General features: G+C 64.3%; 27 protein-coding genes, 1 tRNA gene and 1 pseudogene. 24 read left to right on the forward strand and 5 right to left on the reverse strand.

Features of this window, described 5'->3' with window-relative positions; all coding sequences use genetic code 11:
• Window positions 1-30: 30 nt before the first annotated feature.
• Entirely contained in the window at window positions 31-651 is a 621-nt protein-coding gene (locus ACFFP0_RS22525) for a TetR/AcrR family transcriptional regulator (protein ID WP_377264453.1), read from the reverse strand.
• A gap of 143 nt (window positions 652-794) precedes the next feature.
• On the opposite strand from ACFFP0_RS22525, the gene ACFFP0_RS22530 reads away from it, so the two are divergent.
• Window positions 795-1,379, forward strand: a complete 585-nt coding sequence (locus ACFFP0_RS22530) for a dihydrofolate reductase family protein (RefSeq protein ID WP_377264454.1) — start codon at window positions 795-797, stop codon at window positions 1,377-1,379.
• A 167-nt stretch (window positions 1,380-1,546) separates the two neighbouring features.
• A complete protein-coding gene (locus tag ACFFP0_RS22535; protein ID WP_377264455.1) occupies window positions 1,547-2,428 on the forward strand; it encodes a LysR family transcriptional regulator in 882 nt (293 codons plus the stop codon).
• A gap of 70 nt (window positions 2,429-2,498) precedes the next feature.
• Here the strand turns inward: ACFFP0_RS22535 and ACFFP0_RS22540 are convergent, their stop codons facing one another.
• A complete protein-coding gene (locus ACFFP0_RS22540; RefSeq protein ID WP_377264456.1) occupies window positions 2,499-3,392 on the reverse strand; it encodes a LysR family transcriptional regulator in 894 nt (297 codons plus the stop codon).
• A 139-nt stretch (window positions 3,393-3,531) separates the two neighbouring features.
• On the opposite strand from ACFFP0_RS22540, the gene ACFFP0_RS22545 reads away from it, so the two are divergent.
• The 16 genes from ACFFP0_RS22545 (at window position 3,532) to ACFFP0_RS22620 (ending at window position 19,019) form a co-directional block, all read left to right on the forward strand.
• Window positions 3,532-5,094, forward strand: coding sequence for an MFS transporter (locus tag ACFFP0_RS22545; RefSeq protein ID WP_377264457.1), 1,563 nt, complete (start codon window positions 3,532-3,534; stop codon window positions 5,092-5,094).
• Window positions 5,095-5,156: 62 nt separating this feature from the next.
• Window positions 5,157-5,738, forward strand: coding sequence for a dioxygenase family protein (locus ACFFP0_RS22550; RefSeq protein WP_377264458.1), 582 nt, complete (start codon window positions 5,157-5,159; stop codon window positions 5,736-5,738).
• Window positions 5,739-5,747: 9 nt separating this feature from the next.
• A complete protein-coding gene (locus ACFFP0_RS22555; protein ID WP_377264459.1) occupies window positions 5,748-6,710 on the forward strand; it encodes a LysR family transcriptional regulator in 963 nt (320 codons plus the stop codon).
• Between the two features lie 182 nt (window positions 6,711-6,892).
• The gene (locus tag ACFFP0_RS22560) at window positions 6,893-8,884 is read left to right on the forward strand and encodes a conjugal transfer protein TraG (RefSeq protein ID WP_377264460.1); all 1,992 of its coding nucleotides are present in this window, start codon (window positions 6,893-6,895) and stop codon (window positions 8,882-8,884) included.
• Between the two features lie 11 nt (window positions 8,885-8,895).
• Window positions 8,896-9,357 (forward strand): ribbon-helix-helix domain-containing protein, encoded by a 462-nt coding sequence (locus ACFFP0_RS22565; RefSeq protein WP_377264461.1) that lies wholly within the window; start codon window positions 8,896-8,898, stop codon window positions 9,355-9,357.
• Between the two features lie 145 nt (window positions 9,358-9,502).
• On the forward strand, window positions 9,503-10,486 hold the full coding sequence (gene trbB, locus ACFFP0_RS22570) for a P-type conjugative transfer ATPase TrbB (RefSeq protein ID WP_377264462.1): 984 nt from the start codon (window positions 9,503-9,505) through the stop codon (window positions 10,484-10,486).
• Entirely contained in the window at window positions 10,483-10,815 is a 333-nt protein-coding gene (locus ACFFP0_RS22575) for a TrbC/VirB2 family type IV secretion system protein (protein WP_377264463.1), read from the forward strand. Before trbB ends, ACFFP0_RS22575 begins: the two co-directional genes overlap by 4 nt.
• Window positions 10,815-11,096 (forward strand): VirB3 family type IV secretion system protein, encoded by a 282-nt coding sequence (locus ACFFP0_RS22580; protein ID WP_264812132.1) that lies wholly within the window; start codon window positions 10,815-10,817, stop codon window positions 11,094-11,096. The genes ACFFP0_RS22575 and ACFFP0_RS22580 overlap by 1 nt, the downstream gene beginning before the upstream one ends.
• 10 nt (window positions 11,097-11,106) lie before the next feature.
• Window positions 11,107-13,563, forward strand: a complete 2,457-nt coding sequence (gene trbE / locus ACFFP0_RS22585) for a conjugal transfer protein TrbE (protein ID WP_377264464.1) — start codon at window positions 11,107-11,109, stop codon at window positions 13,561-13,563.
• Window positions 13,560-14,327 carry a P-type conjugative transfer protein TrbJ gene (gene trbJ, locus ACFFP0_RS22590; RefSeq protein ID WP_377264465.1) on the forward strand — a complete coding sequence of 256 codons (768 nt, stop codon included), beginning with the start codon at window positions 13,560-13,562 and terminating at the stop codon, window positions 14,325-14,327. Before trbE ends, trbJ begins: the two co-directional genes overlap by 4 nt.
• 10 nt (window positions 14,328-14,337) lie before the next feature.
• Window positions 14,338-14,625: a putative entry exclusion protein TrbK-alt gene (trbK-alt, locus tag ACFFP0_RS22595; protein WP_377264466.1), complete on the forward strand. Its 288-nt coding sequence runs from the start codon at window positions 14,338-14,340 to the stop codon at window positions 14,623-14,625.
• A gap of 3 nt (window positions 14,626-14,628) precedes the next feature.
• The gene (gene trbL, locus ACFFP0_RS22600; protein WP_377264467.1) at window positions 14,629-15,987 is read left to right on the forward strand and encodes a P-type conjugative transfer protein TrbL; all 1,359 of its coding nucleotides are present in this window, start codon (window positions 14,629-14,631) and stop codon (window positions 15,985-15,987) included.
• Window positions 15,984-16,673, forward strand: a complete 690-nt coding sequence (gene trbF, locus ACFFP0_RS22605; protein ID WP_377264468.1) for a conjugal transfer protein TrbF — start codon at window positions 15,984-15,986, stop codon at window positions 16,671-16,673. The genes trbL and trbF overlap by 4 nt, the downstream gene beginning before the upstream one ends.
• Window positions 16,670-17,626 carry a P-type conjugative transfer protein TrbG gene (gene trbG / locus ACFFP0_RS22610; protein WP_377264469.1) on the forward strand — a complete coding sequence of 319 codons (957 nt, stop codon included), beginning with the start codon at window positions 16,670-16,672 and terminating at the stop codon, window positions 17,624-17,626. Before trbF ends, trbG begins: the two co-directional genes overlap by 4 nt.
• The gene (locus ACFFP0_RS22615) at window positions 17,623-18,774 is read left to right on the forward strand and encodes a TraB/TrbI/VirB10 family type IV secretion system protein (RefSeq protein ID WP_377264470.1); all 1,152 of its coding nucleotides are present in this window, start codon (window positions 17,623-17,625) and stop codon (window positions 18,772-18,774) included. The genes trbG and ACFFP0_RS22615 overlap by 4 nt, the downstream gene beginning before the upstream one ends.
• Window positions 18,775-18,776: 2 nt before the next feature.
• The gene (locus tag ACFFP0_RS22620) at window positions 18,777-19,019 is read left to right on the forward strand and encodes a DUF2274 domain-containing protein (RefSeq protein ID WP_377264471.1); all 243 of its coding nucleotides are present in this window, start codon (window positions 18,777-18,779) and stop codon (window positions 19,017-19,019) included.
• Window positions 19,020-19,056: 37 nt separating this feature from the next.
• On the opposite strand, the gene ACFFP0_RS22625 is transcribed toward ACFFP0_RS22620, so the two are convergent.
• Window positions 19,057-19,659 carry an NADPH-dependent F420 reductase gene (locus ACFFP0_RS22625; protein WP_377264472.1) on the reverse strand — a complete coding sequence of 201 codons (603 nt, stop codon included), beginning with the start codon at window positions 19,657-19,659 and terminating at the stop codon, window positions 19,057-19,059.
• A gap of 36 nt (window positions 19,660-19,695) precedes the next feature.
• Window positions 19,696-20,448 (reverse strand): 3-oxoacyl-ACP reductase family protein, encoded by a 753-nt coding sequence (locus tag ACFFP0_RS22630; RefSeq protein WP_283740067.1) that lies wholly within the window; start codon window positions 20,446-20,448, stop codon window positions 19,696-19,698.
• A gap of 106 nt (window positions 20,449-20,554) precedes the next feature.
• On the opposite strand from ACFFP0_RS22630, the gene ACFFP0_RS22635 reads away from it, so the two are divergent.
• The 5 genes and pseudogenes from ACFFP0_RS22635 to ACFFP0_RS22655 form a co-directional block, all read left to right on the forward strand.
• Window positions 20,555-21,484 (forward strand): LysR family transcriptional regulator, encoded by a 930-nt coding sequence (locus ACFFP0_RS22635; protein ID WP_377264473.1) that lies wholly within the window; start codon window positions 20,555-20,557, stop codon window positions 21,482-21,484.
• Between the two features lie 178 nt (window positions 21,485-21,662).
• On the forward strand, window positions 21,663-21,980 hold the full coding sequence (locus tag ACFFP0_RS22640; RefSeq protein WP_377264474.1) for a hypothetical protein: 318 nt from the start codon (window positions 21,663-21,665) through the stop codon (window positions 21,978-21,980).
• Window positions 21,977-22,330 carry a toxin-antitoxin system TumE family protein gene (locus ACFFP0_RS22645; RefSeq protein WP_377264475.1) on the forward strand — a complete coding sequence of 118 codons (354 nt, stop codon included), beginning with the start codon at window positions 21,977-21,979 and terminating at the stop codon, window positions 22,328-22,330. The genes ACFFP0_RS22640 and ACFFP0_RS22645 overlap by 4 nt, the downstream gene beginning before the upstream one ends.
• Window positions 22,327-22,725 carry an HVO_A0114 family putative DNA-binding protein gene (locus ACFFP0_RS22650; protein ID WP_377264476.1) on the forward strand — a complete coding sequence of 133 codons (399 nt, stop codon included), beginning with the start codon at window positions 22,327-22,329 and terminating at the stop codon, window positions 22,723-22,725. Before ACFFP0_RS22645 ends, ACFFP0_RS22650 begins: the two co-directional genes overlap by 4 nt.
• Window positions 22,722-23,762: pseudogene (locus ACFFP0_RS22655) on the forward strand (recombinase family protein); the annotation flags it as partial. The gene ACFFP0_RS22650 and the pseudogene ACFFP0_RS22655, both read left to right, overlap by 4 nt.
• A 576-nt stretch (window positions 23,763-24,338) precedes the next feature.
• On the opposite strand, the gene ACFFP0_RS22660 reads toward ACFFP0_RS22655, so the two are convergent.
• Window positions 24,339-24,428: transfer RNA gene (locus ACFFP0_RS22660), tRNA-Ser, on the reverse strand.
• Window positions 24,429-24,640: 212 nt separating this feature from the next.
• On the opposite strand from ACFFP0_RS22660, the gene ACFFP0_RS22665 reads away from it, so the two are divergent.
• Window positions 24,641-24,967 (forward strand): hypothetical protein, encoded by a 327-nt coding sequence (locus ACFFP0_RS22665; RefSeq protein ID WP_377264477.1) that lies wholly within the window; start codon window positions 24,641-24,643, stop codon window positions 24,965-24,967.
• Window positions 24,968-25,095 lie beyond the last annotated feature (128 nt).

Genomic DNA, 25,095 nt, shown 5'->3' on the forward strand with positions numbered 1-25,095 from the left:
TGTGGTGTGACGATCATGAGTGATGCGGTGTTACCGTTCGGCTCTAGGTATCGCGGCATGATCCTGCTTTAGCGAGAGCGCTCCCTCAAGAATTATATTGAGACTAACAGCAAAGCTTTGCTCCAGATCGCGATGATCGGTCCGGGGGTTCGTCTTGGATAAAGTATCGCCGTCAAGCCCTTCGGGCAAAGAGGGCGATTGTCCCATGACAGCACCACCAGTCGCTGCAAGTCCATAGCCGTGCAGAAAATCGACCAAAGTGTTCACGGTCGATTTCACAAGCGTGTCTGGAAGACCTGCATCGACGAGCGCCGAACGAAGAGGTTCGATAGTAGCGCCGGAAGCAGCACGGGCCATCGTCGCGTTGGCAGCGACCTGTCGAATGAAAGCAGGATGGGACAGGATGAGGTCACGGTAGGCACACGCCCATTCGTTTACGCGCTCCCGCCAAGGAGCCTGGGGATCGGAGTTCAACTCCATTCGCGAGAAGACGGCACTGACAAGGCTGTTCAAGAGCGCGTCTTTGTTCGGCAAGTGGCGATAGATCGCCATCGGATCGACGCCCAACTCCGCACCTAGCTTACGCATACTCAGCGCTTCCAGCCCATGTGCATCCGTAATTCGCAGGGCGGCAGCGACAATCCTTTCCATCGTCAGGTTCGTGGCGTCGTCCCTGCGAGGTCTCCCTTTCCGGGATGCGGGGCGGGGCTTCGGCTCGCGCAAGGCTTGACACTCCTACAGCGTAGACTTATTAAATCTACGCTGTAGATTATCGTCGCAACGAGGAGTATGCAATGGCCGATGAGCGCCAAGATGCCGTCACCGGCCATGTCTTCATCGCGGTCAGCGTGGATGGCTTTATCGCTCGTATAGGCGGCTCTATCGACTGGCTGGAGCCAGCCTCTTCCGAGCCGTCGCGCGAAGCCGTCAGTGAGGACTATGGCTACACTAGTTTTCTGGCGGCGATGGATGGCATCGTCATGGGGCGCGGCACCTTTGAGAAGGCGCTGACATTCGGCGCATGGCCCTATACGAAACCAGTGATCGTCCTAAGCAGCACACTCTCAGATCGGAATCTTCGGCCTGATCTGAATGGAAAGGTTCGTATCGCGAACCTCTCACCCGGCGAACTCTTTGCCGAGTTGTCGGGCAATGGATGGCGTCGCGCCTATATAGACGGCGGGAAGGTCATTCAGGGTTTCCTGCGCGCTGGATTGATCGCGGACCTCGTGATGACGCGGATTCCAATCCTCATCGGCGACGGCATTCCACTGTTCGGGTCACTGCCGGCCGACACCCATCTCAGACACATCGAGACCAGGGCGTTCGCGTCCGGTTTCGTTCAGTCGAAATACGGTGTCGATCCAGCTCACCCGTAAAACCGGGAAGACCGCAATATCCTCCCGGGAGGTTTGTGCTGATCGTCTCGAAAATTCTGGCTCTCTGGTTCTCGCCAGTATGATGTGAGGACGCCGTGCGTCGCAGGTCTTCTTCAACGATTGGAAACGAGCGCCAACCATCGGCTTTGCTTGGTAAGCGCATCCCGATGGCCTCGTTGATCCAGACGCTCGCCGTCGCGGAATATCTGAACTTCCGTCACGCCGCGACCGCGCTCGGCGTCAGCCTGTCGAGCGTCAGCGCCCGAGTGAAGACGCTGGAGGAAGACCTTGGCGTCCTCCTGTTCGAGCGCCATGCCAGGGGCGTCCGTCTGACGGAGGCCGGGCGTCTCTTCGTTAAACGGGTGGCGGCCGGCGTCGATCAGCTCGACCATGCCGTGAAGATGGCCGGTATGGCCGCATCGGGAGAATGCGGCCGCCTTCGCATCGGCGTCCATGCCCTCATCCCTCATAGCTTTGTTGCCGAACTGATCGAGCGATACCGGGAAGACTATTCCGGCATCGAAGTCGAAATCACGGAGAGCAGAGCGCGCGATGCGGTGATGCAGCTTCGCACCGGCCGGCTGGACATCGTATTCGTGGCCGGGACGCCCGAGCTACCCGACTGTCATTCCCGGCGGATATGGAGCGAACCGCTCGTCGCCGTTCTGCCGGATCGGCATCAGCTTGCCGACCGCTCCGCCGTCACTTGGGCCGATCTTGCAGGGGAGACGTTCCTTGTCCGCTATGGTGGCACCGGGCCGCAGGTTCACGACCATATTGTCCTACGCCTTGCTGGACGCTGGCCTGCTTCCTCTATTCACCGCTTCGACGTTGAGCGCGGCACGCTGCTGTCCATGGTCGGGCAAGGCTTCGGCATCACCATCGTTGGGGCTGCCACATCGTTCTTGACGACCTCCGGTGTGGTCTTCCTTCCCATCGCGGACGAACCGGAGCCGGTTCCTTTCTCGGCGGTATGGTCGCCGTCCAATCGCAGCGCCACGCTGCGAAATCTGCTCGCCCTCGCAAACAAAATGGGCCGGTCGATCTAGGCTGATTAAGACCCCGCCATTCGTCTCGGCCGGCCCCATAGCGGCAACGACGCAAGGCGCCGCCAAGCCGTCACGCATGGGGAAAAAGCGCTCCGGTCATGTGGTCGATAAACACGCGCAAGCGAGGCGACACGAGACGGTTGGACGGCCACAGGATGCTGAACTGCCCCGGATCAGCAAGATGGGCGTCGAGAACCGTATGGAGCAGGCCGGCGTCCACGGCATCCCTCGCCAGGAAATCCGGCATGTAGGCGATTCCCAAACCGGAAATCGCCGCCCCACGCAAAGCCTCCATGTTGTTGCAGGTCAGAGGCGATGGACGACGGAAGGGATCGACCCCATCCGCATTCGTGAGTTGCCACGCCTGGAGCTTGCCCGAAGTCGGGAAGCGGAATCGAAGACAATCGTGCCTTTCCAGATCGCTGGGCGATTGCGGAATGCCGTTCCGCTCCAGATAGGATGGAGACGCGCACAGGACGAAGCAGAACGGCCCGAGACGGCGCGACATCAGGCTTGAGTCGGTCAGTGCCCCGCTGCGGATCACCGCATCCAACCCTTCTTCGACCACATCGACGAGGCGATCATTGAAGTCGATGTCCAGCTCTATGTCGGGATAGCGCTGGCGGAACTCCGGGATCACCGGCAGCAGAAAACGGTAGCCGATTGTCGGCACGCTTACGCGCAGCCGACCGCGTGGAGCGCGCGTCGCATTCGATAGCATGGCTTCGGCATCGCGCAGGTCGTCGAGGATGCGACGACAGCGCTCGTAGAACGCAGCACCTTCCTCCGTCAGCGAAATGCGCCTGGTCGTGCGGTGAAAGAGCCTAGCTCCAACACTCTCTTCCAGCTTGGCGATGTTCTTGCCGACAGCGGAGGCGGATATGCCGAGCGCGCGGCCGGCGGCTACGAAGCTCAGATGCTCCGCTGCCTGCACGAATGCCACGATGCCGCTCAAACTCTCCATATCAATATATTAGGGAGTTTTTCTCCGCAATCAATGGAGCCACAGGCCGTTTATCGCGGTTGTATTCCGCGATAAATCCAGCTTGGCGGCTGGATGAGTGTCTGCGTCGCTCTTTCCAGACAGCGATGGAGAACCGCGCATGGCCGCTGCGATAGCTGAAACCCCCACCGGCAAGATGCCGATCCTGATGGCGGTCTGCCTCGCTGCGCTTGTTCTCCCTCTCAGCTTTTCCGGCGGCGCGGTCGCAACACCGGCGATTGGGGCCGATCTCGGCGGAAGCCCGACTGCGCTGAATTGGATCACCAACGCATTCATGCTCACGTTCGGCAGCTCGCTCATGGCGGCAGGGGCGTTGGCCGACCAGTTCGGCCGCAAGCGCCTTTTCATGACGGGTATAGTCGCGTTCGCGGTTCTCTCCCTTGCGTTGAGCCTTGCCCCCTCCATCCTTGTCCTCGACATTCTTCGCGCAGGACAAGGTTTTGCGGCGGCTGCCGCGCTCGCAGGCGGAACGGCCGCGCTCGCGCAAGAATTTGAGGGAGACGCGCGGACGAGAGCGTTCAGTCTTCTCGGCACGACCTTCGGCGTAGGGCTGGCCTTCGGACCTCTTCTGGCCGGCTTCCTGATCGAGCTTTTCGGCTGGCGGGCAATATTCCTGTCGGGAACGATTATCGGTGCGCTCTCGCTGCTTCTGACAGCCAAGAGGATGCGGGAGAGCCGAGACCCCGATGCAATCGGTCTCGACCGTTCCGGCGCATTGACCTTCACGGGAACGCTGACGCTGTTCACCTATGGCGTCATCGAAGCGCCCGAGATCGGCTGGAGCCACCCGATTGTCGTTCTGGCGCTGCTCGGTGCAGCCGCAATGCTCGCTGCCTTCGTCCTCGTCGAAACGAGATCGGCGCGGCCGATGCTGGACTTGTCTCTCTTTCGCTATCCCCGCTTTGTCGGCGTGCAGGTTCTGCCTATCGCCACATGCTACTGCTATGTCGTCCTTCTGGTCCTGCTGCCTTTGCGCTTCATCGGCGTCGGCGGACTCAACGAGGTTGATGCGGGCCTGCTGCTCATCGCCCTGTCCGCACCGATGCTGGTCGTGCCGCTCGTGGCATCCTACCTCGTCCGCTGGTTCTCTGCGGGCGTTCTTTCCGGCACCGGCCTCATGCTGGCCGCAATCGGGCTGTTTTGGCTCGGCCGCGTCGATCCCGCATCCAGTGGCATGGCCGTTGTCCTCCCGATGCTCCTCATCGGCGTTGGAACCGGCCTGCCGTGGGGACTTATGGACGGGCTTTCCGTCAGCGTGGTTCCCAAGGAACGCGCCGGCATGGCGACCGGAATTTTCAGCACGACACGGGTGGCGGGAGAAGGCGTCGCATTGGCAATAGTCAACGCCATCCTCGCCGGCCTTGCGAAAGCCCGGCTAGCCGCCGTGATCCCACAGCACGGCGAGGAAGTTGCGAAAGCTGCCCAAAGGCTCGCGATGGGCGATGTCCGTGGGGCATCAACGGTCCTCCCGAACCTGACGGAATCGGAAATCCACGAGAGCTATGCCGTCGCCTTTCAGCATTTGAGCATCGTGCTCATCGCCATCACCGTTATCTCCGCGCTTGTCATCTTCGCACTCCTTGGCCGAGCAGAAGCGAAAACAAGCGAGGCGGGCGGCGAAGCATTCAAGCCCAATCAATCAACGGCAAGGACGGAACCCTAACCGCCCGCTCGCCCTATCATCGCGGCCTTTGTCGCGCAGTAACCGAACCAGGGAGAAATCGCATGGCCCGAATAGCGCTATCCCGAAGGACGGTGTTGATCGCAAGCCTGTTTGCGCCAGTGTTGGCGAGTGCCGACGAGCACGCGGCCAATGCGTTGCGGAGGCCGGCACCTACGCCCGAATGCGACGATGACGACATGACACCGGAGCAATCCGCAGGTCCATACTACAAGCCATCCTCACCGTTGAAAGACGACTTCACAGCCGACGCGTCGGAAGGGCGGCCATTCCTGCTCGGAGGAACCATATCCGATAGCGCCTGCAAGCCTATGTCCGGCTGCATGATCGAGTTCTGGCAAGCCGACCAGCGCGGCAACTATGACAATCATGGTTTCCGCCTACGCGGCCATCAATTCACCGATGCGGAAGGGCGCTATATGCTCCAGACGATTTGGCCAGGGCTTTATCCGGGCCGGACACGTCATATCCATGTCCGAATCCGACCAGCCTCCGGCCATCTGCTGACCACGCAGGTTTACTTTCCTGACGAGCCGCGAAATCGGAGCGACTTCCTCTTTCGCCCCGAACTTCTGATTCAATTCAACGAAGAAGCGCGCGCAGGCCGCTTCGATTTTGTCGTCTAGGTATGGACGATGCGGCGGCGCTCAGCTCCTACGGTTGATCGTCAGTGGGGAACGCAGACCCGGCTAGGGTCGCGCATTCCCCTCGCGTCGCTCATTCAGACACTCGCGGTCGCCGAATATCTGAACTTCCGCCATGCCGCGAACGCGCTCGGCGTCAGCCTGTCAAGCGTCAGCGCCCGTGTGAAGACGCTCGAGGAAGACCTTGGTGTTCTGTTGTTCGAGCGCCATGCGCGAGGCGTCCGGTTGACGGAGGCGGGGCGTCTCTTCGTCGAGCGGGCAGCGGCAGGCGTCGATCAACTCGACCATGCCGTGAAGACGGCTGGCATGGCAGCGTCGGGAGAGTGCGGTCGTCTTCGCATCGGCGTTCACACAATCATCCCCGGCAGCTTCCTCGCGGAACTGCTTCAACGATACAGGGAAGACCATCCCTCCATTGAGATCGAGATCATGGAGGGCACGGCCCGCGATGCGGTCATGCAGCTTCGCGCCGACCGGCTGGACATCGTATTCGTGGCCGGCACGCCCGAGCTTCCCGATTGCCACTCCCGTCAGATATGGAGCGAACCGCTCGTCGCCATCCTGCCCGACCGGCATCCGCTGGCCGAGCAATCCGCCGTCACCTGGGCCGAGCTTGCAGGCGAGACCTTCCTTGTCCGCCATGGCGGGACCGGGCCGCAGGTTCACGACCACATCGTCCTACGCCTTGCCGGCCACTGGCCTGCGCCGTCGATCCTCCGCTTCGATGTCGGGCGTAGCACGTTGCTGTCGATGATTGGCCAGGGCTTCGGGATCACCGTCGTTGGCGCGGCCTCAACTATTCTGACACCCTCCGGTGTCGCCTTCGTGCCCGTCGCGGACGAGCCCGAGCCAGTTCCTTTCTCGGCCGTGTGGTCGCCGTTCAATCGCAGTGCCGCGCTGCGAAATCTGCTCTCCCTTGCCGCCGAGATAGGCCGGTCAAGCCGGGCGGATTGAGTCTTCCCGCGATTCGGTTCCGCCTTCCAGCAAAGGCACCCGCACAGCCGGCCGGTTTGCCGTAACCCGTCCTATTCGCCGCCGATAGTATCCGGCAGCCCTCCGGCATCCTCTTTCCTATTGCCTGTCCAATAATTGCCTACTCTCTGATCGGCTCCGTCTCTTTTCCGACTGGAGCCCGTATGCGCGGAGGCCGAATCCTATGGGGTCAGATCGCCGTCGTCTTCACCATCGTTTTGGTGACGACCTGGGCGGCGACGCAGTGGACGGCGTGGCGGCTCGGCTTTCAGGCGCAACTTGGCAATCCATGGTTCGAGCTGACCGGCTGGCCGATCTACTATCCGCCCGCACTGTTCTGGTGGTGGTATGCGTTCGACGCCTACGCGCCTTCGATCTTCATCGAGGGCGGCGGCATCGCGGCGTCGGGCGGCCTCATGGCCATAGCCGCAGCCATCCTCATGTCGATCATTCGGGCGCGGGAAGCCCGGAACGTCGCGACCTATGGTTCGGCGCGATGGGCGGAGGACAAGGAAATCCGCACCGCCGGACTGCTCGGCCCCGATGGCGTCGTGCTCGGCCGCTACGACCGGGACTACCTCCGCCACGACGGGCCGGAACACGTCCTATGTTTCGCGCCGACCCGCAGCGGCAAGGGCGTCGGCCTCGTCGTCCCCACACTCTTGACCTGGCCGGGAAGCTGCATCGTCCACGACATCAAGGGTGAGAACTGGACGCTGACAGCCGGCTTCCGGGCAAAGCACGGCCGCGTCCTCTTGTTCGACCCGACCAACGTCAAATCCTCCGCCTACAATCCGCTGCTGGAGGTGCGGCAGGGCGAGTGGGAAGTCCGCGACGTGCAGAACATCGCGGACATCTTGGTTGATCCCGAAGGTTCGCTCGACAAGCGCAATCATTGGGAAAAGACATCTCATTCGCTTCTGGTCGGCGCGATCCTGCATGTCCTCTATGCCGAACCCGACAAGACGCTGGCGGGCGTCGCCAACTTCCTGTCCGATCCCCGTCGCCCGGTGGAGGCGACCTTGCGGGCGATGATGGACACGCCGCATCTGGGCGAAGCGGGTGTTCATCCTGTCATCGCATCATCGGCCCGAGAGCTGTTGAACAAGTCCGAGAACGAGCGCAGCGGCGTGTTGTCCACGGCGATGTCCTTCCTGGGATTGTATCGCGATCCTGTCGTGGCGCGCGTGACGGCGCGTTGCGACTGGCGCATTGCCGATCTTGTCGGGAGCAAGAAGCCGGTCAGCCTTTACCTTGTCGTGCCGCCATCCGACATCAACCGCACCAAGCCGCTCATTCGACTGATCCTCAACCAGATCGGCAGGCGGTTGACCGAGGAATTGCATACGTCCGGCAAGCGCCATCGCCTGCTGTTGATGCTGGACGAGTTTCCTGCGTTGGGGCGGCTGGATTTCTTTGAATCGGCGCTCGCCTTCATGGCCGGTTACGGCCTCAAATCCTTCTTGATCGCGCAGTCGCTCAACCAGATCGAACGCGCTTATGGGCCGAACAACGCGATCCTCGACAACTGCCACGTTCGCGTGGCGTTCGCCACGAACGACGAAAGGACGGCGAAACGGATCAGCGATGCGCTCGGCACCGCAACCGAGATGCGCGATTCCACCAACTATGCCGGCCATCGTCTCGCGCCGTGGCTCGGGCATCTCATGGTCTCGCGACAGGAGACTGCCCGGCCGCTCATGACGCCCGGAGAGATCATGCAGCTTCCGCCAACCGAGGAAATAGTCATGGTCGCCGGAACGCCGCCGATCCGGGCTGCGAAGGCTCGCTACTTCGAGGACGCGCGGTTTCAGGAGCGCATCCTGATCCCGCCCGATCCGGCGACCAAACGCGCCGCTGCCAACCCATCGTCCGACGATTGGTCGAGCCGCGTGGTGACGGCAGTAAAGGCCGCGCCCACGACGACCGCGACCAGCGGGACCCAGGGCGACCCGGACAATGCCGGCATCCGCCGCGAGCCGGAATTGCCCGAACAAGAGGAAATCGTCGCGCCACAGCGTCCGCCGGAACAGGAGTTCGATTTGCTGGATGACGAGCCGGACGTTGACGCGGCCAAGGCTCGCGCCATGCGTTCGCGTATGCAGACGGTGGCGCGGCAAGCGTCGCTGGACCCCGGCGACGGCATCGAGCTTTGAAGGACGCGCCGATGACCAGCCGAACCCGCATGAACGTCTATTTCGATCCGGACTTGCTCGCGCAGGTCGAGGCGCTGGCGCTGCGCCGGCAAGTGTCGAAGTCCGCCATCGTCGAGGCGGCCGTCGCATCCTTCCTGTCGGGCGACAGCGCGGATCGGCTGGAAGCGGCCATGTCGCGCCGCCTCGACAAGCTCGGCCGCCAGATCGACACGCTCGACGAAGATCTCGCCGTGCTCGGCGAGACCGTCTCGCTGTTCGTCCGCATCTGGCTTGCCTCCACGCCGCCGCTGCCGGAGAGCGCGCAAGCCTCTGCCCGTGCCAAGGGTGCCGAACGCTTCGAGGGCTTCATGCAGTCGCTCGGCCGGCGTCTGGCGACCGGCGACAGGTTCCTGAAAGAGTTGTCGCGCGATGTCGATTCGCTTCAAGATAATCCATCACAAGATCAGCGTGAGACGGATGGCGAACATCCGTGAATATTCAACCCATCCTATTCGCCGCCGATGGCCGCCGATCACCGTATCCTCTTCGATAGTTGTTGAATAGGCCCGATTTCAGGCTCTTTTAATCGACCCCGTTGCGGGGACCATTTGTCGAGCCCCGTCAGGAAACGGGGCCGAGATGACTGCCACTCACCACAAACCGGAAGCGATCCAGCGCGGCGCACGCATGTTGCGCACCGCGCTCGGCGCGGCCATCGCGCGGTATCTCGAAGACCCGGCCGTGGTCGAGGTCATGCTGAATCCCGATGGCCGGATTTGGGTGGACCGGCTGTCCGAAGGGCTGGCCGACACGGGCGAGATGATGTCGCCCGCCGATGGCGAACGCATCGTGCGCCTGGTCGCCCACCATGTCGGCGCGGAGGTTCATGCCCGCGCGCCGCGTGTCTCGGCCGAGTTGCCCGAGGGCGGCGAGCGGTTCGAGGGGCTGTTGCCGCCCGTGGTCGCCGCCCCGACCTTCGCCATCCGCAAGCCCGCCGTCGCGGTGTTCACGCTCGACGACTATGTGGCGGCCGGCATCATGACCGCCGAACAGGCGGAAACGCTGCGCGCCGCCGTCGCATCCCGAGCCAACATCCTCGTGGCGGGCGGCACCAGCACCGGCAAGACCACGCTGACCAACGCGCTGCTCGCCGAGGTGGCGAAGGGCGCGGATCGCGTCGTCATCATCGAGGACACGCGCGAGCTGCAATGCCGCGCGAAAAACCTCGTCTCCATGCGGACGAAGGACGGCGTCGCCACGCTCTCCGATCTTGTTCGGTCCTCGCTGCGCTTACGTCCCGACCGCATTCCCATCGGCGAGGTTCGCGGCGCGGAGGCTCTGGACCTTCTGAAAGCGTGGGGCACCGGCCATCCGGGCGGGCTCGGCACCATCCATGCCGGCTCCGGCATCGGCGCGCTCCGCCGCCTTGAACAGCTCATCCAAGAGGCTGTCGTCACCGTCCCGCGCGCCCTGATCGCGGAGACCATCGACCTTGTTGCCGTCCTTTCCGGGCGCGGTTCCGCGCGCCGGCTGGCCGAACTCGCCCGCGTCGAAGGGCTCGGCCCGGACGGCGACTACCGCATCACCCTCGCAACCCCCACCAGCACAGGAGAACCAACATGATCCGCACGCTTTCGCGCGGCTGCCGCACTATGGCGATCGCAGCCGCAACCGTTTCCATCAGCATGATGCTCGCCCCGGCGGCTCACGCTTCGGGCTCGTCGATGCCATGGGAAGCACCGCTGCAATCCATCCTCGAATCCATCGAGGGGCCGGTCGCCAAGATCATCGCCGTGATCGTCATTATCGCCACCGGCCTTGCGCTGGCCTTCGGCGATACGTCGGGCGGCTTCCGCCGCCTGATCCAGATCGTTTTCGGCCTGTCGATTGCGTTCGCCGCGTCGAGCTTCTTCCTGTCGTTCTTCTCGTTCGGCGGCGGGGCGCTCGTTTGATGGCGGCCGTCCTCGAACAACTCGATGCGGTGCCGGGATTCACTGTCCCGGTTCACCGGGCGCTGACCGAGCATATCTTGCTCGGCGGCGCTCCGCGCTCCATCGCCATCATGAACGGGACGCTGGCCGGGGCCGTGGGCCTCGGCCTGCGCCTCTGGCTGGTCGGCCTCGCCATCTGGGCCATCGGCCATTTCGCGGCCGTATGGGCGGCGAAGCGCGACCCGCTCTTTGTCGAGGTCGGGCGGCGGCACCTTCGCATCCCCGGTCATCTGGCGGTGTGAGGGCACGGCCATGATGAACCTCGCCGAATATCGCCGCTCGGCTTCCCGCCTTGCCGATTATCTGCCCTGGGTGGCGCTCGTCGCCGAAGGCATCGTTCTCAATAAGGACGGCAGCTTTCAGCGCAGCGCACGCTTTCGTGGCCCCGATCTGGATTCCGCCGTCGCGGCTGAACTGGTCGCCGTCGCCGGCCGTATCAACAACGCCTTCCGCCGCCTCGGATCGGGCTGGAGCATCTTCGTCGAGGCGCAGCGCAGCGAAGCCGCGACCTATCCCGACAGCGTCTTTCCTGATCCGGCGTCGGCCGTGCTCGACGCCGAGCGCAAGGCGGCTTTCGAGGAAGCCGGCACGCATTTCGTGTCGGGCTACTATCTGACCTTTCTCTATCTGCCGCCGGCCGAGGACGCCGCGCGCGCCGAGACATGGCTTTACGAGGGCCGCGAGCAATCCGGCGTCGATCCGCATGAAGTGCTGCGCGCCTTCATCGACCGCACCGACCGCGTGCTGGCGTTGCTCGACGGTTTCATGCCGGAATGCCGCTGGCTCGATGACAGCGAGACGCTGACCTATCTCCATTCCACCATCTCGACCAACCGGCATCGCGTCCGCGTTCCCGAGACACCGATCTATCTCGACGCGCTGCTCGCCGACCAGCCGCTGACAGGCGGGCTTGAACCGCGCCTTGGCGACCAGCACCTCCGCGTCCTGACCATCATCGGCTTTCCGACCGCGACGACGCCCGGCCTGCTCGACGATTTGAACCGGCTGGCCTTTCCGTATCGCTGGAGCACGCGCGCGATCCTGCTCGACAAGACCGACGCCACCAAGCTGCTCACCCGCATTCGCCGCCAATGGTTCGCGAAGCGGAAAAGCATCGCGGCAATTTTGAAAGAGGTGATGACGAACGAGGCGTCCGTTCTCGTGGACACGGACGCGGACAACAAGGCAGCCGACGCCGATATGGCCCTGCAGGAGCTTGGGGCCGATGTCGCCGGCATGGCCCATGTCACGGCCACCATCACCGTATGGGATGCCGACCCGCGCCTCGCGGACGAAAAATTGCGGATGGCCGAAAAGGTCATCCAGGGCCGCGATTTCACGGCCATGGTCGAGACGGTCAACGCAGTTGACGCATGGCTCGGCAGCCTGCCCGGACACGCCTACGCGAACGTCCGGCAGCCGCCCATCAGCACTTTGAATCTCGCCCACATGATCCCGCTTTCAGCGGTGTGGGCGGGGCCGGAACGGGACGAGCATTTCGGTGCGCTCCCTTTGCTCTACGCCAAGACCGAAGGCTCCACCCCGTTCCGGTTTTCTTTGCATGTCGGCGACGTGGGGCACACCCTTGTCGTCGGCCCGACCGGCGCGGGTAAGTCGGTCCTCCTGGCTTTGATGGCGCTCCAGTTCCGGCGCTACGAGGGTAGCCAGGTCTTCGCCTTCGACTTCGGCGGCAGCATCCGCGCCGCGTCGCTCGCCATGGGGGGCGACTGGCACGACCTTGGCGGCGGACTGACCGAAGGTTCGGACGCTTCGGTGTCGCTCCAGCCGCTTGCCCGCATCCACGACACCTATGAACGCGCCTGGGCCGCCGACTGGATCGTCGCCATCCTCATGCGCGAAGGCATCGCGATCACGCCCGAGGTGAAGGAGCACCTTTGGACCGCGTTGACCTCGCTCGCCTCCGCGCCGGTCGAGGAACGCACCATCACTGGCCTCGCGGTGCTGCTGCAATCCAACGACCTGAAACAGGCGCTCCGGCCCTATTGCGTCGGCGGTCCCTATGGCCGGCTGCTCGACGCGGAGACCGAGCACCTTGGCAGTTCGGACGTGCAGGCGTTCGAGATCGAGGGCCTTGTCGGCACGGGCGCAGCGCCGGCCGTGCTCGCCTACCTGTTTCACCGCATCGGCGACAGGTTGGACGGCTCACCGACGTTGCTCATCATCGACGAGGGTTGGCTTGCGCTGGACGACGAGGGATTCGCCGGCCAGCTTCGCGAATGGCTGAAAACGCTGCGCAAGAAAAACGCCAGCGTCATCTTCGCCACGCAAAGCCTGTCCGACATCGACGGCAGCAACATCGCGCCCGCGATCATCGAAAGCTGCCCGACGCGGCTTCTGCTCCCTAATGAGAGGGCCATCGAGCCGCAGATCACGGCCATCTATCGTCGCTTCGGTCTCAATGACCGGCAGATCGAAATCCTCGCGCGGGCGACGCCGAAACGGGATTACTACTGCCAGAGCCGCAGGGGAAACCGCCTGTTCGAGCTGGGCTTGTCCGAAGTCGGCCTAGCGCTCTGCGCTGCATCCGCCAAATCCGACCAGACCTTGATTGCGCAGATCGTCGCCGATCACGGCCGCGACGGCTTCCTCGCCGCTTGGCTCGCAGCCCGCGATGTCGGCTGGGCCGTCGATCTTCTCCCGAACTTCCCGACGCTCATTCCCCACACCGAAAAGGAGTCCCAACCATGACCATTCGTCGTTTCCGCCCGCGTGCCGTTCTCCTGGTCGCGACCGTGCTCGCCGCGCCGGTCGCGGTGTCGCCCATGTTCATCACGCCCGCGTCGGCACAATGGGTCGTGTTCGATCCGAGGAACTACGTCGAAAACGTCCTGTCGGCGGCGCGATCCCTGGAGCAGATCAACAATCAGATCACCTCGCTCCAGAACGAGGCGACCATGTTGATGAATCAGGCCCGCAATCTGGCGAGCCTGCCGTTCTCGTCGCTCCAGCAGCTCCAGCAATCCGTTCAGCGCACGCAGCAGCTTTTGAGCCAGGCGCAGAATATCGCCTTCGACGTGCAACGGATCGACCAGGCGTTCCAGCAGCAATATGGCAACGTCTCGCTGTCCGCGACCGACCAGCAACTTGTCGCCAATGCCCGCACGCGCTGGCAGAACACCGTAGGCGGCTTGCAGGACGCGATGCGTGTCCAGGCCGGCGTCGTCGGCAACATCGACTCCAACCGCACGCAGATGTCGGAGCTTGTCGGCCAGAGCCAGTCAGCGACCGGCGCGCTCCAGGCGACACAGGCCGGCAACCAGCTTCTCGCCCTCCAGTCGCAGCAGCTTTCCGACCTTGTTGCGCTTCTCGCCGCCAACGGCCGGGCCGGCGCGCTGACCGAGGCCGAACGCGCTGCCGCCGCCGAACAGGGACGCGAGCAGCGCCGCCGCTTCCTGACGCCCGGAAGCGGCTACCAGCCCGGCAACGCGCAGATGTTCAACAACGGCAATTGAGGGCGCGGCCATGGACGGCAAGATGCTGGCCCGGCTGGGCGCTATCGTATTCGTCGCCGTCGCCATCACCGCGACGGCTGTCGAGATGACCCGCAAGGAAGACGCGCCGGCAGAGACGCCGGCGCGGCTTCTCCAGTCCGAACGCGATCCGCTGCGCGAGGGGCAGCGGCGGTGCCAGCAGCTTGGACAGCAGGCCGCGAACGACGCCGAATGCCTGCGTGTCTGGGCCGAAACCCGTGACCGTTTTCTCGGCCGGACGCCTGCGCCCGCATCGCCATCCTCCAGCGAACGGCGGTGACGCATGGGCGGCGCGGGCGTCATCGACAACTTTCTCGGCACCTTCACCCACTACATCGACAGCGGGTTCGGGCTTCTCGGCGGCGAGGTGGCGTTCATCGCCACCACGCTCATTGTCATCGACGTGACGCTTGCCGCCCTGTTCTGGAGCTGGAGCGCGGATGACGACATCATAGCGAGGTTGGTGAAGAAGACGCTGTTCGTCGGTGTCTTCGCCTATCTCATCGGCAACTGGAACAACCTCGCGAAGATCGTTTTCGACAGCTTCGCCGGCTTGGGACTGAAAGCCTCCGGCACGGGTTTCACCGCGCAGGATTTGATGCGGCCGGGAAAGGTGGCGCAGACCGGATTGGACGCCGCCCGGCCGCTGCTCGATTCCATTTCCGATCTCATGGGCTGGATCGCGTTCTTCGAGAACTTCATCCAGATCGCATGTCTGCTGTTCGCTTGGGCGCTCGTCATCCTCGCCTTTTTCATTTTGGCCGTGCAGCTCTTCGTGACGCTGATCGAGTTCAAGCTGTCCACGCTCGCCGGCTTTGTCTTGATCCCGTTCGGCCTGTTCGGGAAGACCGCCTTCATGGCTGAGCGCGTGCTTGGCAACGTGATTTCCAGCGGCATCAAGGTTCTGGTGCTCGCCGTCATTGTCGGCATCGGCTCGACACTGTTCGAGCAATTCACGCAAGGTTTCGGCGGCCAGACGCCGAGTATCGACGACGCAATGGCCATCGTGCTCGCGGCGCTGTCGCTCGTTGGCCTCGGCATATTCGGACCCGGCATCGCTTCCGGGCTTGTCAGCGGCGGCCCGCAGCTCGGCGCAGGCGCGGCGATAGGCACGGGCCTCGCCGTTGGCGGCGTAGCGCTTGCCGCAGGCGGTGCGGCCGGGCTTGCCGTGAAGGGAGGGGCCGCCGCGCTGTCGGGCGGAGCCGCTGCCGTGCGCGGTGGAGCCACCGCAACCGGCGCGGCCTCCGCCGCCTACAGTCTCGGCTCGCTCGGTCAGTCCGGCGCGGCTGGCGTCGCTTCCGGCATGGGCGGCGTGGCGCGTGCGGCAGGCTCCGCCGCCATTTCGCCCCTCAAGCGCGCGGCCGCACGGGCTACCGAAAGCGTCAAGTCCAGCTTTTCCGATGGCGTGAAGGCCGGGTTCGGCGCGACCGGCGGCACATCCCCCACGGGATCGGCTGGCGGCTCAGCCGAAGCCGCGTCCGCACCCTCTCAACCCACCGGCACGCCACCCGCCTGGGCGCAGCGAATGCAGCAAGGCGGGCACGTGGGCCATGCCGTCCAGACTGCCGCACACGCCGTCCGTTCCGGCGACAGCCACGGCTCCGGTTCTTCCGTCAACCTCTCCGAAAGTGACCGCACATGAGCATCTTCAAACGACCCGCCGTGCATTACGGCAAGACCCCACAACCCGAAACACCATACCAACGCGCCGCGCAGGTTTGGGACGAGCGGATCGGCTCGGCCCGTGTGCAGGCGAGGAACTGGCGCACCATGGCGTTCGGTTCCCTGGTCCTCTCGGCCGGCTTCGCCTCTGCGCTTGTCTGGCAGTCCGCGCGCGGAACCATCGTGCCCTGGGTGGTGCAGGTCGATCGGCTCGGCCAGGCGCAGGCGGTCGCGCCGGCCACCGCCGACTATCGCCCGACCGACCCACAGGTGGCATGGCATCTCGGCCGCTTCATCGAGCAGGTCAGGAGCATTCCCGCCGATCCGATCATTGTCCGGCAGAATTGGCTTCGCGCCTACGAGTGGACGACGGATCGCGGCGCGGCGGCGCTCAATGATTATGCCCGCGCCAACGACCCGTTCACCAAGGTCGGCAGGGAGCAGATCGCCATCGAAGTATCGAGCGTCATCCGCGCCTCGCCGGACAGTTTTCGCGTCGCTTGGACCGAACGCCGCTACGAGAACGGCCAGCTCTCCACGACCGAACGATGGACCGCGATCCTGACCATCGTGATCCAAACGCCGCGCGATGCCGACCGGCTCCGAGCCAATCCGCTCGGCATCTACGTCAACGCCATCAACTGGTCGCGGGAGATGAGCCAATGAGGACGATCCCCCACACCTCCGCCATTGCAGCCGTCCTGGGCTCAGTGACCATGCTGGCCGGTTGCGCGACCTACAAGCCGCCGCAGATCGGCTATGACGCCAGCGTGCCGCCGTTGCCGGCCGTGCCTGCGGCCGTCACCGACGACCGACCGCGGCCGCTACATGTCCCGCCCGCCTGGACGGTCGCGCGCGGCGGCACGGCTGCCGGCACGCCGACCGCGCGCGTCGAGAACGCCAACGCGGCCGCGCGCGTGCAGCCGCGCCGTGAAGGCTATTACAACGCCATCCAGATTTATCCGTGGAGCGAAGGCGCGCTCTATCAGGTCTATGCCGCGCCGGGACAGATCACCGACATCGCCCTGGAGCCGGGCGAGAGCCTGACCGGCGCCGGGCCGATCGCGGCTGGCGATACGGCCCGCTGGATCATCGGCGACACGGAATCCGGTTCGGGCACTACGCGTCGCGTCCATATCCTCGTCAAGCCGAGCCGGCCAGACATCACGACCAACCTCGTCGTGACGACCGACCGGCGCACCTACATGCTCGAGCTGCGTTCCGGCGAGAATCCCTATATGCCCGCCGTCGCATGGGCCTATCCGCAGCCGCCAGCCGGCCAGCGCCAGAGCGTGCCCGCCACTCCGATCATCCCGGCCGCAACCGCGCGCAATTACCGCTATGGCCTGACCGGCGACAATCCGCCGTGGAAGCCGGTCGCCGTCTATGACGACGGCAGGCGCGTCTATGTCGAGTTTCCGCGCGGCATCGTGCAGGGCGAAATGCCGCCCATCTTCGTTCTCGGCGCGGACGGCGAGGCACAGATCGTCAACAGCCGCATCCACCAACACATCCTGATCGTGGATCGCCTGTTCGGCGCGGCCGAGCTGCGCCTTGGCAGCGGCGACCGCCAGCAGACCGTCAGGATTGTCCGCACGGACGGGAGGCCATCGTCATGACCGATACCGAAACCAGCACCGCGCCCATGCGGCTTCGTGCGGAGCCGCCGCGCGTCACCCGGCTTTCGCGCAAGGTGCTCGCCAGCGTGGCAGCCGTCGCCCTGGTCGGCATCGGCGGCGCGCTGATCTATGCGCTCCAGACCCGCGACGGCGGCACGGGCGGCGAAGAACTCTACTCGACCAGCAACCGGCAAACCGCCGATGGGCTCGCGGGCCTGCCGCGCGACTATACCGGCCCGGTCCTGGGGCCGCCGCTGCCGGGCGACCTCGGCCGTCCTATCTTGGGCGCGCAGAACAGAGGCCAGCCCGTCGCGCCGCCGACGATGACGACGCCCACGGTGGACGCGGCGGAGCGGCGCCGCTTGGCCGAAGAGGAAGCCGCGCGTGTCAGCCGCGTGTTTTTCCAGACCGAGGCGCGCACCGGGAGCCCGGCCGGAGCGCCGGGAGGCTCGACCATGCCCGGCCTCGACCTCGCGGGCCTGACAGGGCAGCCCGGCCAGCAGACCGCGCAGGACCGGCAAGCCGCCTTTCTCAATGCGCCAGTGGATCGGCGCACCACGGCGTCGGATCGCGTCATGCCGCCGGCATCGCCCTTCGTGCTCCAGGCTGGAGCCGTCATCCCGGCCGCGCTCATCACCGGCATCCGCTCCGATCTTCCGGGGCAGATCACCGCTCAGGTGACACAGCACATCTATGACAGCCCGACTGGCAGCCTGCTCCTGATCCCGCAGGGCACGCGCATCATCGGCCAGTATGACAACAACGTGCAGTTCGGGCAGCGCCGCGTGCTGCTCGTCTGGAACCGCCTCATTCTGCCGAATGGCCGCTCCATTGTGCTTGAGCGGCAGCCGGGCGCGGACAGCCAGGGCTATGCGGGGCTTGAGGATGGTGTCGATTATCATTGGTGGGATTTGGCCAAGGCCGCCGGCCTTTCGACGCTGCTCTCGGTAGGGGCCGAACTTGCCGTCGATGACGATGACCGTCTGTTGAGCGCCATCCGCAATGGTGGCCAGGACACCATCAACGACGCCGGCCAGCAGATCATCCGCCGCCAGCTCAATGTCGCGCCGACGCTGACCATCCGGCCGGGCTTCCCGGTCAGGATCGTTGTCACGCGCGATTTGATTCTCGAATCCTATCGAGGTTGACCATGGCAAAGCTGAAACTCGGCCCGATCCCCGACGACAAGCCCGTTAAGGTCACGGTGGAGCTGCCCGCGCCGCTCCACCGCGATCTTATCGCCTATGCCGAAGTCTTAGCTCGCGAAACGGGCCAGCCGGTCGCCGACCCCTTGCGCCTTATCGTGCCCATGCTGGAGCGATTCATTGCCACGGATCGGGGCTTCGCCAAGTCGCGGCGGCAAGCGAGGCCAGTCGTGAAATCATCATCTTAAAGGGCCGATGTAGAACGCTGGACGGCGGTTCGTGCGATCAGTCGAACTTCACTAGGTTAAGCGCCGGAAGCGGTCCACCGGGGAACTGGACGAGGCGTCCGCCGACCGAGATCGGCCCGAGGTCGATGCCGAAGAAGCCGAGCCGATCGATCAGCGCACTGACCTCGGCCTTCGATCCGGCGTCATCGCCGGAATAGAACAGCACACGGCGGCCACCTTCGGCGCGCGGATCGCCCGATAGCAGGTGCGGTTGCAGGTGATTGAAGGCTTTGACTACCCGCGCGCCGGGCACGAGGCCCGTGAAGACTTCGCTAGAAAGCCGGCCATTGAGTTCGGCGGGCTTGAACAGCGGCGCTTCGATCGGATTGTTGGCGTCGATGACGATGCGGCCGCTGAAGTCTGGCAGCCCCGCGAGCGCGGCCGGAAGCTTCGACCAGTTGACTGCGACGAGCACGATATCCTTCGACGCCGCTTCCTCACGGGTGCCGGCCTCGATGCTCGGGCCGATGGCGGCCACCACATCCTTCAGGCTATCCGGGCCACGGCTGTTGGAAAGCGTGGCGCGGATGTTGTTGTTGGCAAGAGCCGTTGCGAAGGCGCGGCCGATATTGCCAGCGCCGATGATGCCGATGCTGTTCATGGCAGAGTCCTTTCAGGGGTTCGAGTATCAGGAGGATCAGGCAGTCAGACCGCCATCGGCCACGATGTCCGCGCCGGTGACGAAGGCCGCATCGGGGCTGGCGAGGAAAGCGACGACGCTGGCGATCTCGGCGGGTTGGCCATATCGGCCGATTGCCATGCCGGGGCCGACGATGGCAGCGACAGGGCCGTCCGCCGGGTTCATGTCGGTATCGGTCGGGCCGGGATGGACCGTGTTGACGGTGATGCCCTTGGGACCGAGGTCGCGCACGAGGCTCCGATTGAAGCCAGTGATCGCGCCCTTGGTCAGCGTATAGACCGAGGCGGTCGGGAACGCTGCATAGCGCGTCATGGACGAGCCGATATGGATGATGCGCCCGCCCGGCGTCATGTGCCGCACTGCCTCCTGGGTGGCGACGAACACTCCGGTGACGTTGACGGCGATCATCCGCTCATAGTCTTCGAACTTGAAGTCCTCGATCGGGGCGTTCACCGCTACACCGGCATTGTTGACGAGGATGTCGATGCCGCCGAAGGCCGAGACGGTCTTCGCTACGGCCGCGCGCACCGCTTCGGGGCTGCCGGCGTCCGCCGCGATGGCGAGAGCCTTGCCACCGGCTGCCTCGATGTCGGCGACAACCTGGGCGGCCTTGTCGGGCGAGGCACTGTAGGTGATTGCGACCGCCGCTCCATCAACGGCAAGTTTCTTCGCGATGGCTGCCCCGATCGAGCGCGAGCCGCCGGTGACAAGGGCAACCTTGCCGGTCAGGGGATGGGTGGGATTGGTCATTGTCTTCGCTCCGTTTGCGTTTCGATGGAACGAAGATGCCCCGTTTATTTCCTTTCGATTAGTCGGTAATCTTTTGATCTGATCTCAAGCAATCGTTGAAAGAAGCATGGAGACGCTGGCCAATCTCGAAAGCTTCGTCAAAAGCGCGGAAACCTCCAGCTTCTCGGAGGCGGCGCGACGCATGGCGCTTACCCCGGCCGCCGTCAGCCGCAACGTGGCGATGCTGGAGCGGAACCTTGGCGTGCGGCTGTTCCAGCGCTCCACCCGCAAGCTCGTGCTGACCGAGGCTGGCGAACGCTTCCTTCTGTCGATCGGCGGCAATCTCGACGCCCTACAAGCGGCTATCGCCGATGCCTCGTCCGGTGCATCCGAGCCGGCGGGCGTGCTGAAGGTCAGCCTCAGCCCCACCTTCGGCGTCACCCACATCCTGCCACTGCTGCCGGAACTCTTGCGCCGATACCCGCTCATCCGGCCGGAATGGCATTTCGAGAACCTCCCGGTCGATCTTGTCGCCGAGGGTTATGACGTAGCGATCGGCGGGGGCTTCGATCTTGCTCCGGGCATCGTCGCCCGGACGTTGGCACCCGCCCACATCGTCGCCGTGGCGTCGCCTGCCTACATGGCGGAACGCACGCCCCCGACCGACCCCGCAGGGCTTTCGCAATTCGACGGGATCGTCATGCGCTCGCTCAGGACCGGCCGCATCCGTCATTGGGCAATGCGGAATGCGGCGGGTGCCGAAATGATGGCGACGTTGCCCGAAACGATCGTCGTCAACGACCCGGCGGCGATGCGCGAAGCGGCAAGGCTCGGCCTCGGTGTGGCGATGCTCGCTGTGCCCGATGTCCTGCCGGAGCTTGAGAACGGCAGCCTCGTGCGCCTCCTGCCGCATTGGTACTCCGATGCGGGGGCGATCTCGATCTATTACGCCTCGCGCACGCTCCTGCCGGCGAAAACGCGAGCCTTCGTCGATCTGGTTGCGGAGGCGTTCAAACGGGACCGCCTGGCCGAACGATTTGCCGGAAGCGTAGGGTAGCTCCTCTCTGCAAACCCGTCTGTCGCGAAAATCCGTCTTCGCATCACCAATAGCAGGGGGTGCCGCCAGCGTGTAGCCGCAAATGCGGCACGCTACAGGCCGCCGATTGCCCTCCAAGGTTCGCCTAGTTCCGGGCTTCCAGCCGCCCGGAATCCAGCAACGAACCACGGAGGATTCAATGTGCGCGAAGCGCCGTCGCGTCCGAAAAGGACGCCCTCGACAGCCCATTCCGAAGACACTCCCCGATGACCTCTACGACTATGGCGACGATCCCGCGCCGCGCTTCGGTGCGCCGCGCGGAAGCCCGTTCCATATCGTCGATGTCGAGAAACTGCCCGTCATTGACGACTGGCCGGAAAACGTGCCGATCACCGAGGAAGAGATCGACATCTTCGAGCGCTACTTCGGCGATGTGCTCGACCGGCTGTTCGGCCCAATCGGCGATCCCGAAACCGGCTTGCATAACTTATCAGCAAATGATAAGGAAAAGCCATGAGCGAGGGTCGCGATCCGAGCCTCGACACGCTTCTGGACCTCGACGGCCAGGTGCTCGTTGTCGATCCCGAGGGCGGCCATTGGGTGAAATTCGTTGTCACCCGCGTTCCGGCTACGCCGGAAAAGCCGCACGGCCTCGACTACTCGCTCACGCTTCACGGGCCTTCGGGCGAACGGCTGGTCGGCTTTGACAACGCCCATCCAGTCGGCCGGGGCAGGCGCGGCGAGCCGCTGGACCATCGGCACCGCCTCCAGACCGTGAAGCCATACGCCTACGGGGACGCGGCCACGCTGCTGGCCGACTTCTGGCAAGCGGTGGACGCGGTGTTGAAGGAGCGAGGCGTGCTATGACTACCCTGAAAGTCGGGATTGCCGACTACGAAGAAATGAAGGCCCGCACCATGCGGATTGCGCGCGGCGAGGAAAAGCCTGCGCCGGGCGATCCGAAGGTGTGGTTCACTTCCACGAAATCCTTTGCCCAGGTTCTCTCCACCGAGAACCGCGCGCTGCTGCGCATCATCGTGGCGAAAGCGCCGGGCTCGCTGGAGGAACTGGCCGAGATCACCGGCCGGGCCATATCCAACCTGTCGCGCACCTTGAAGACGATGGAGAGCTATGGGCTTGTCCGCTTGGAGAAGGGACAGGGCCGCAAGCTCGCGCCCAAGGTGGTGCATGATCGGGTGGAGTTGGTGTTGCCCTTGATCGAACGCGCCGAGCCCCGGAAGGCGGCGGGAGGCCGGCGATGAACATCCAGAGCCCTCATGTCGCTACGCGCGCCGCGCTCTATCTCCGCGTCTCCACGCCTCGACAGGCCGAACATGCCGTGTCGATCCCCGACCAGCGCAAGCAGGGCGAAGCCTATTGCGAGCAACGCGGCTACCAGCTTGTCGAAACCTTCGTGGAGCCGGGCAACAGTGCCACGAACGACCGCCGGCCCGAGTTCCAGCGCATGATCGAGGCCGCGACCGCCAAGCCAGCACCGTTCGATGTCGTCGTGGTGCATAGCTTCTCGCGCTTCTTCCGCGACGAGTTCGAGATGGAGTTTTATTACCGCAAGCTGGCGAAGAATGGCGTCAAGCTGGTTTCGATCACGCAGGAGCTTGGCGATGATCCGATCCACGACATGATGCGGCGGATCATGTCGCTCTTCGACGAATATCAGTCGAAGGAGAATGCCAAGCACGTCCTGCGCGCCTTGAAGGAGAATGCCCGGCAAGGCTTCTGGAACGGCTCCCTGCCGCCCATCGGCTACCGTGTGGTCGATGCCGAGCAGCGCGGCGCGAAGATCAAGAAGAAGCTGGAAATCGACCCGCTGCACGCCGACACCGTGCGGCTGATCTTCCGCCTTGCGACGGAAGGCGACGGCGCGTCCGGTCCCCTGGGCGTCAAGGCCATCGTCAACCATCTGAATAAGAACCGCATCATGACCCGCAACGGCGGACGTTGGGGCATCGGCCAGCTTCACCGCGTCCTGACGCGGCGCACCTATGTCGGCGAGCATCAGTTCAACATGCGTTCCAAGCGCAAGGAGCTGAAACCCGTCGAGGAAATCGTCACCGTCCAGGTGCCGCCGCTGATCGACCTTGAGACCTTCGAGGCCATCCAGCAGCGCTTGCAAGCCCGCAACCCGAAGGTGACGCCGCCGCGTGTGGTCGGCAGCCCGAACCTGCTCACCGGCATCTGCTATTGCGGCAACTGCGGCGGGGCCATGACGCTGCGCACCGGCAAGAACGGCCGCTACCGCTACTATGCCTGCTCCATCAAGGCACGGCAGGGCGAGACCGGCTGCAAGGGCCGGGCGATCCCCATGGACAAGCTGGACCGCATGGTGGTGACGCACCTTGAGGAACGGGTGCTCGACCCCGAGCGGATCGAAGTCGTGCTCGCCTCGCTGCTGGATCGCCGGCAGGAAGGCGTCGAGCGGCGCAGCCAGCATATCGGGGAGCTGCGTCAGCGCGCGACCGAGGCCGACCACCGGCTCAACCGCCTTTATGACGCCATCGAGGCGGGTTCGCTCGATCCGGCCGAATCCGCCCTAAGCGAGCGCATTGCCGGTCTCACGGCGATTCGGGATCAGGCGCGGGCCGATGCGGCTCGGATCGAAGCCATGCTCCAAAGCTCGACGCATAACGCCCTTACAGGCGCAGCGGTGCGGGAATTGGCGACCGAGGCGCGCAGCCGGCTCCGGTTCGGAGAGGGCGGCTATCGGCGGGATCACGTTCGGGCGTTCGCGCAGCGCGTCGAGGTCGCAGACGACGCAATCTACATCAAAGGCAGCAAAGGCACCCTGTTGAGGACGCTTGTGGCCGCAAAAGGCGGGAAATCGGCGGGAATCGGCGTTCCCGGTTTTATACCGAAGTGGCGGACAGAGAGGGATTCGAACCCTCGATACGCTTTCACGTATACACGCGTTCCAGGCGTGCGCCTTCAACCACTCGGCCACCTGTCCTTGAAGCAAGGGCTGCGTCCAGTTGGGCGACGCAGCGGTCGGGCGCGATATATACCGATCAATTCCGAAGGATCAACCGGAATCTGAACGATTTTTGACAACGGTTGCAAAAGCCTGCCGTCTCGTTGCCAAGTGCCGGCGTTCGGCCTATCTCTTCAAGGGCGGATGAGCCCGGCAGGGCCGCCGGCGGTATATGTGGAACGGTTGGCGAGATGAGAATCATCCGGGGTATCTTCCGTATGCTGAGCGCGCTTGCGCTCATCGCGGCGATCGTGGCCGGCACGCTGGATTCCATCCAGTCCGTTTCCGCTTCCTCCGTCGTCCTGACGAGCCTCGGCAACGCCTGGCTCAATCTCGATCCGGAAAGCCTCGCGCTCGCCGAGATCTCCGCCGAAACCTACATCAGTCCCGATATCTGGCGTCCCTTCGTGGCGCCTGTGCTCGCTCAGCCGGCTTTCGCTGCGTTTCTGGCTCTGGCGCTCCTCTTCTGGATGGCAGGCTATCGCAGGCCGCATTTTGCCGGGCGGTTCTCCGCCTGACGGGATGATCTCCGCGGGGAGGCGCGGATATTGCCTGTCTGCCCGCCAGCCGATTGCCGGAAAAAGACGCGTCAAGCCGCCGATTTATGCAGTCGTCTCTCCTCTTTGTGCAAGTTTTCGGCAGCCCG

It is taken from the genome of Neorhizobium puerariae, from assembly GCF_042429745.1.
GTDB lineage: Bacteria > Pseudomonadota > Alphaproteobacteria > Rhizobiales > Rhizobiaceae > Neorhizobium > Neorhizobium puerariae.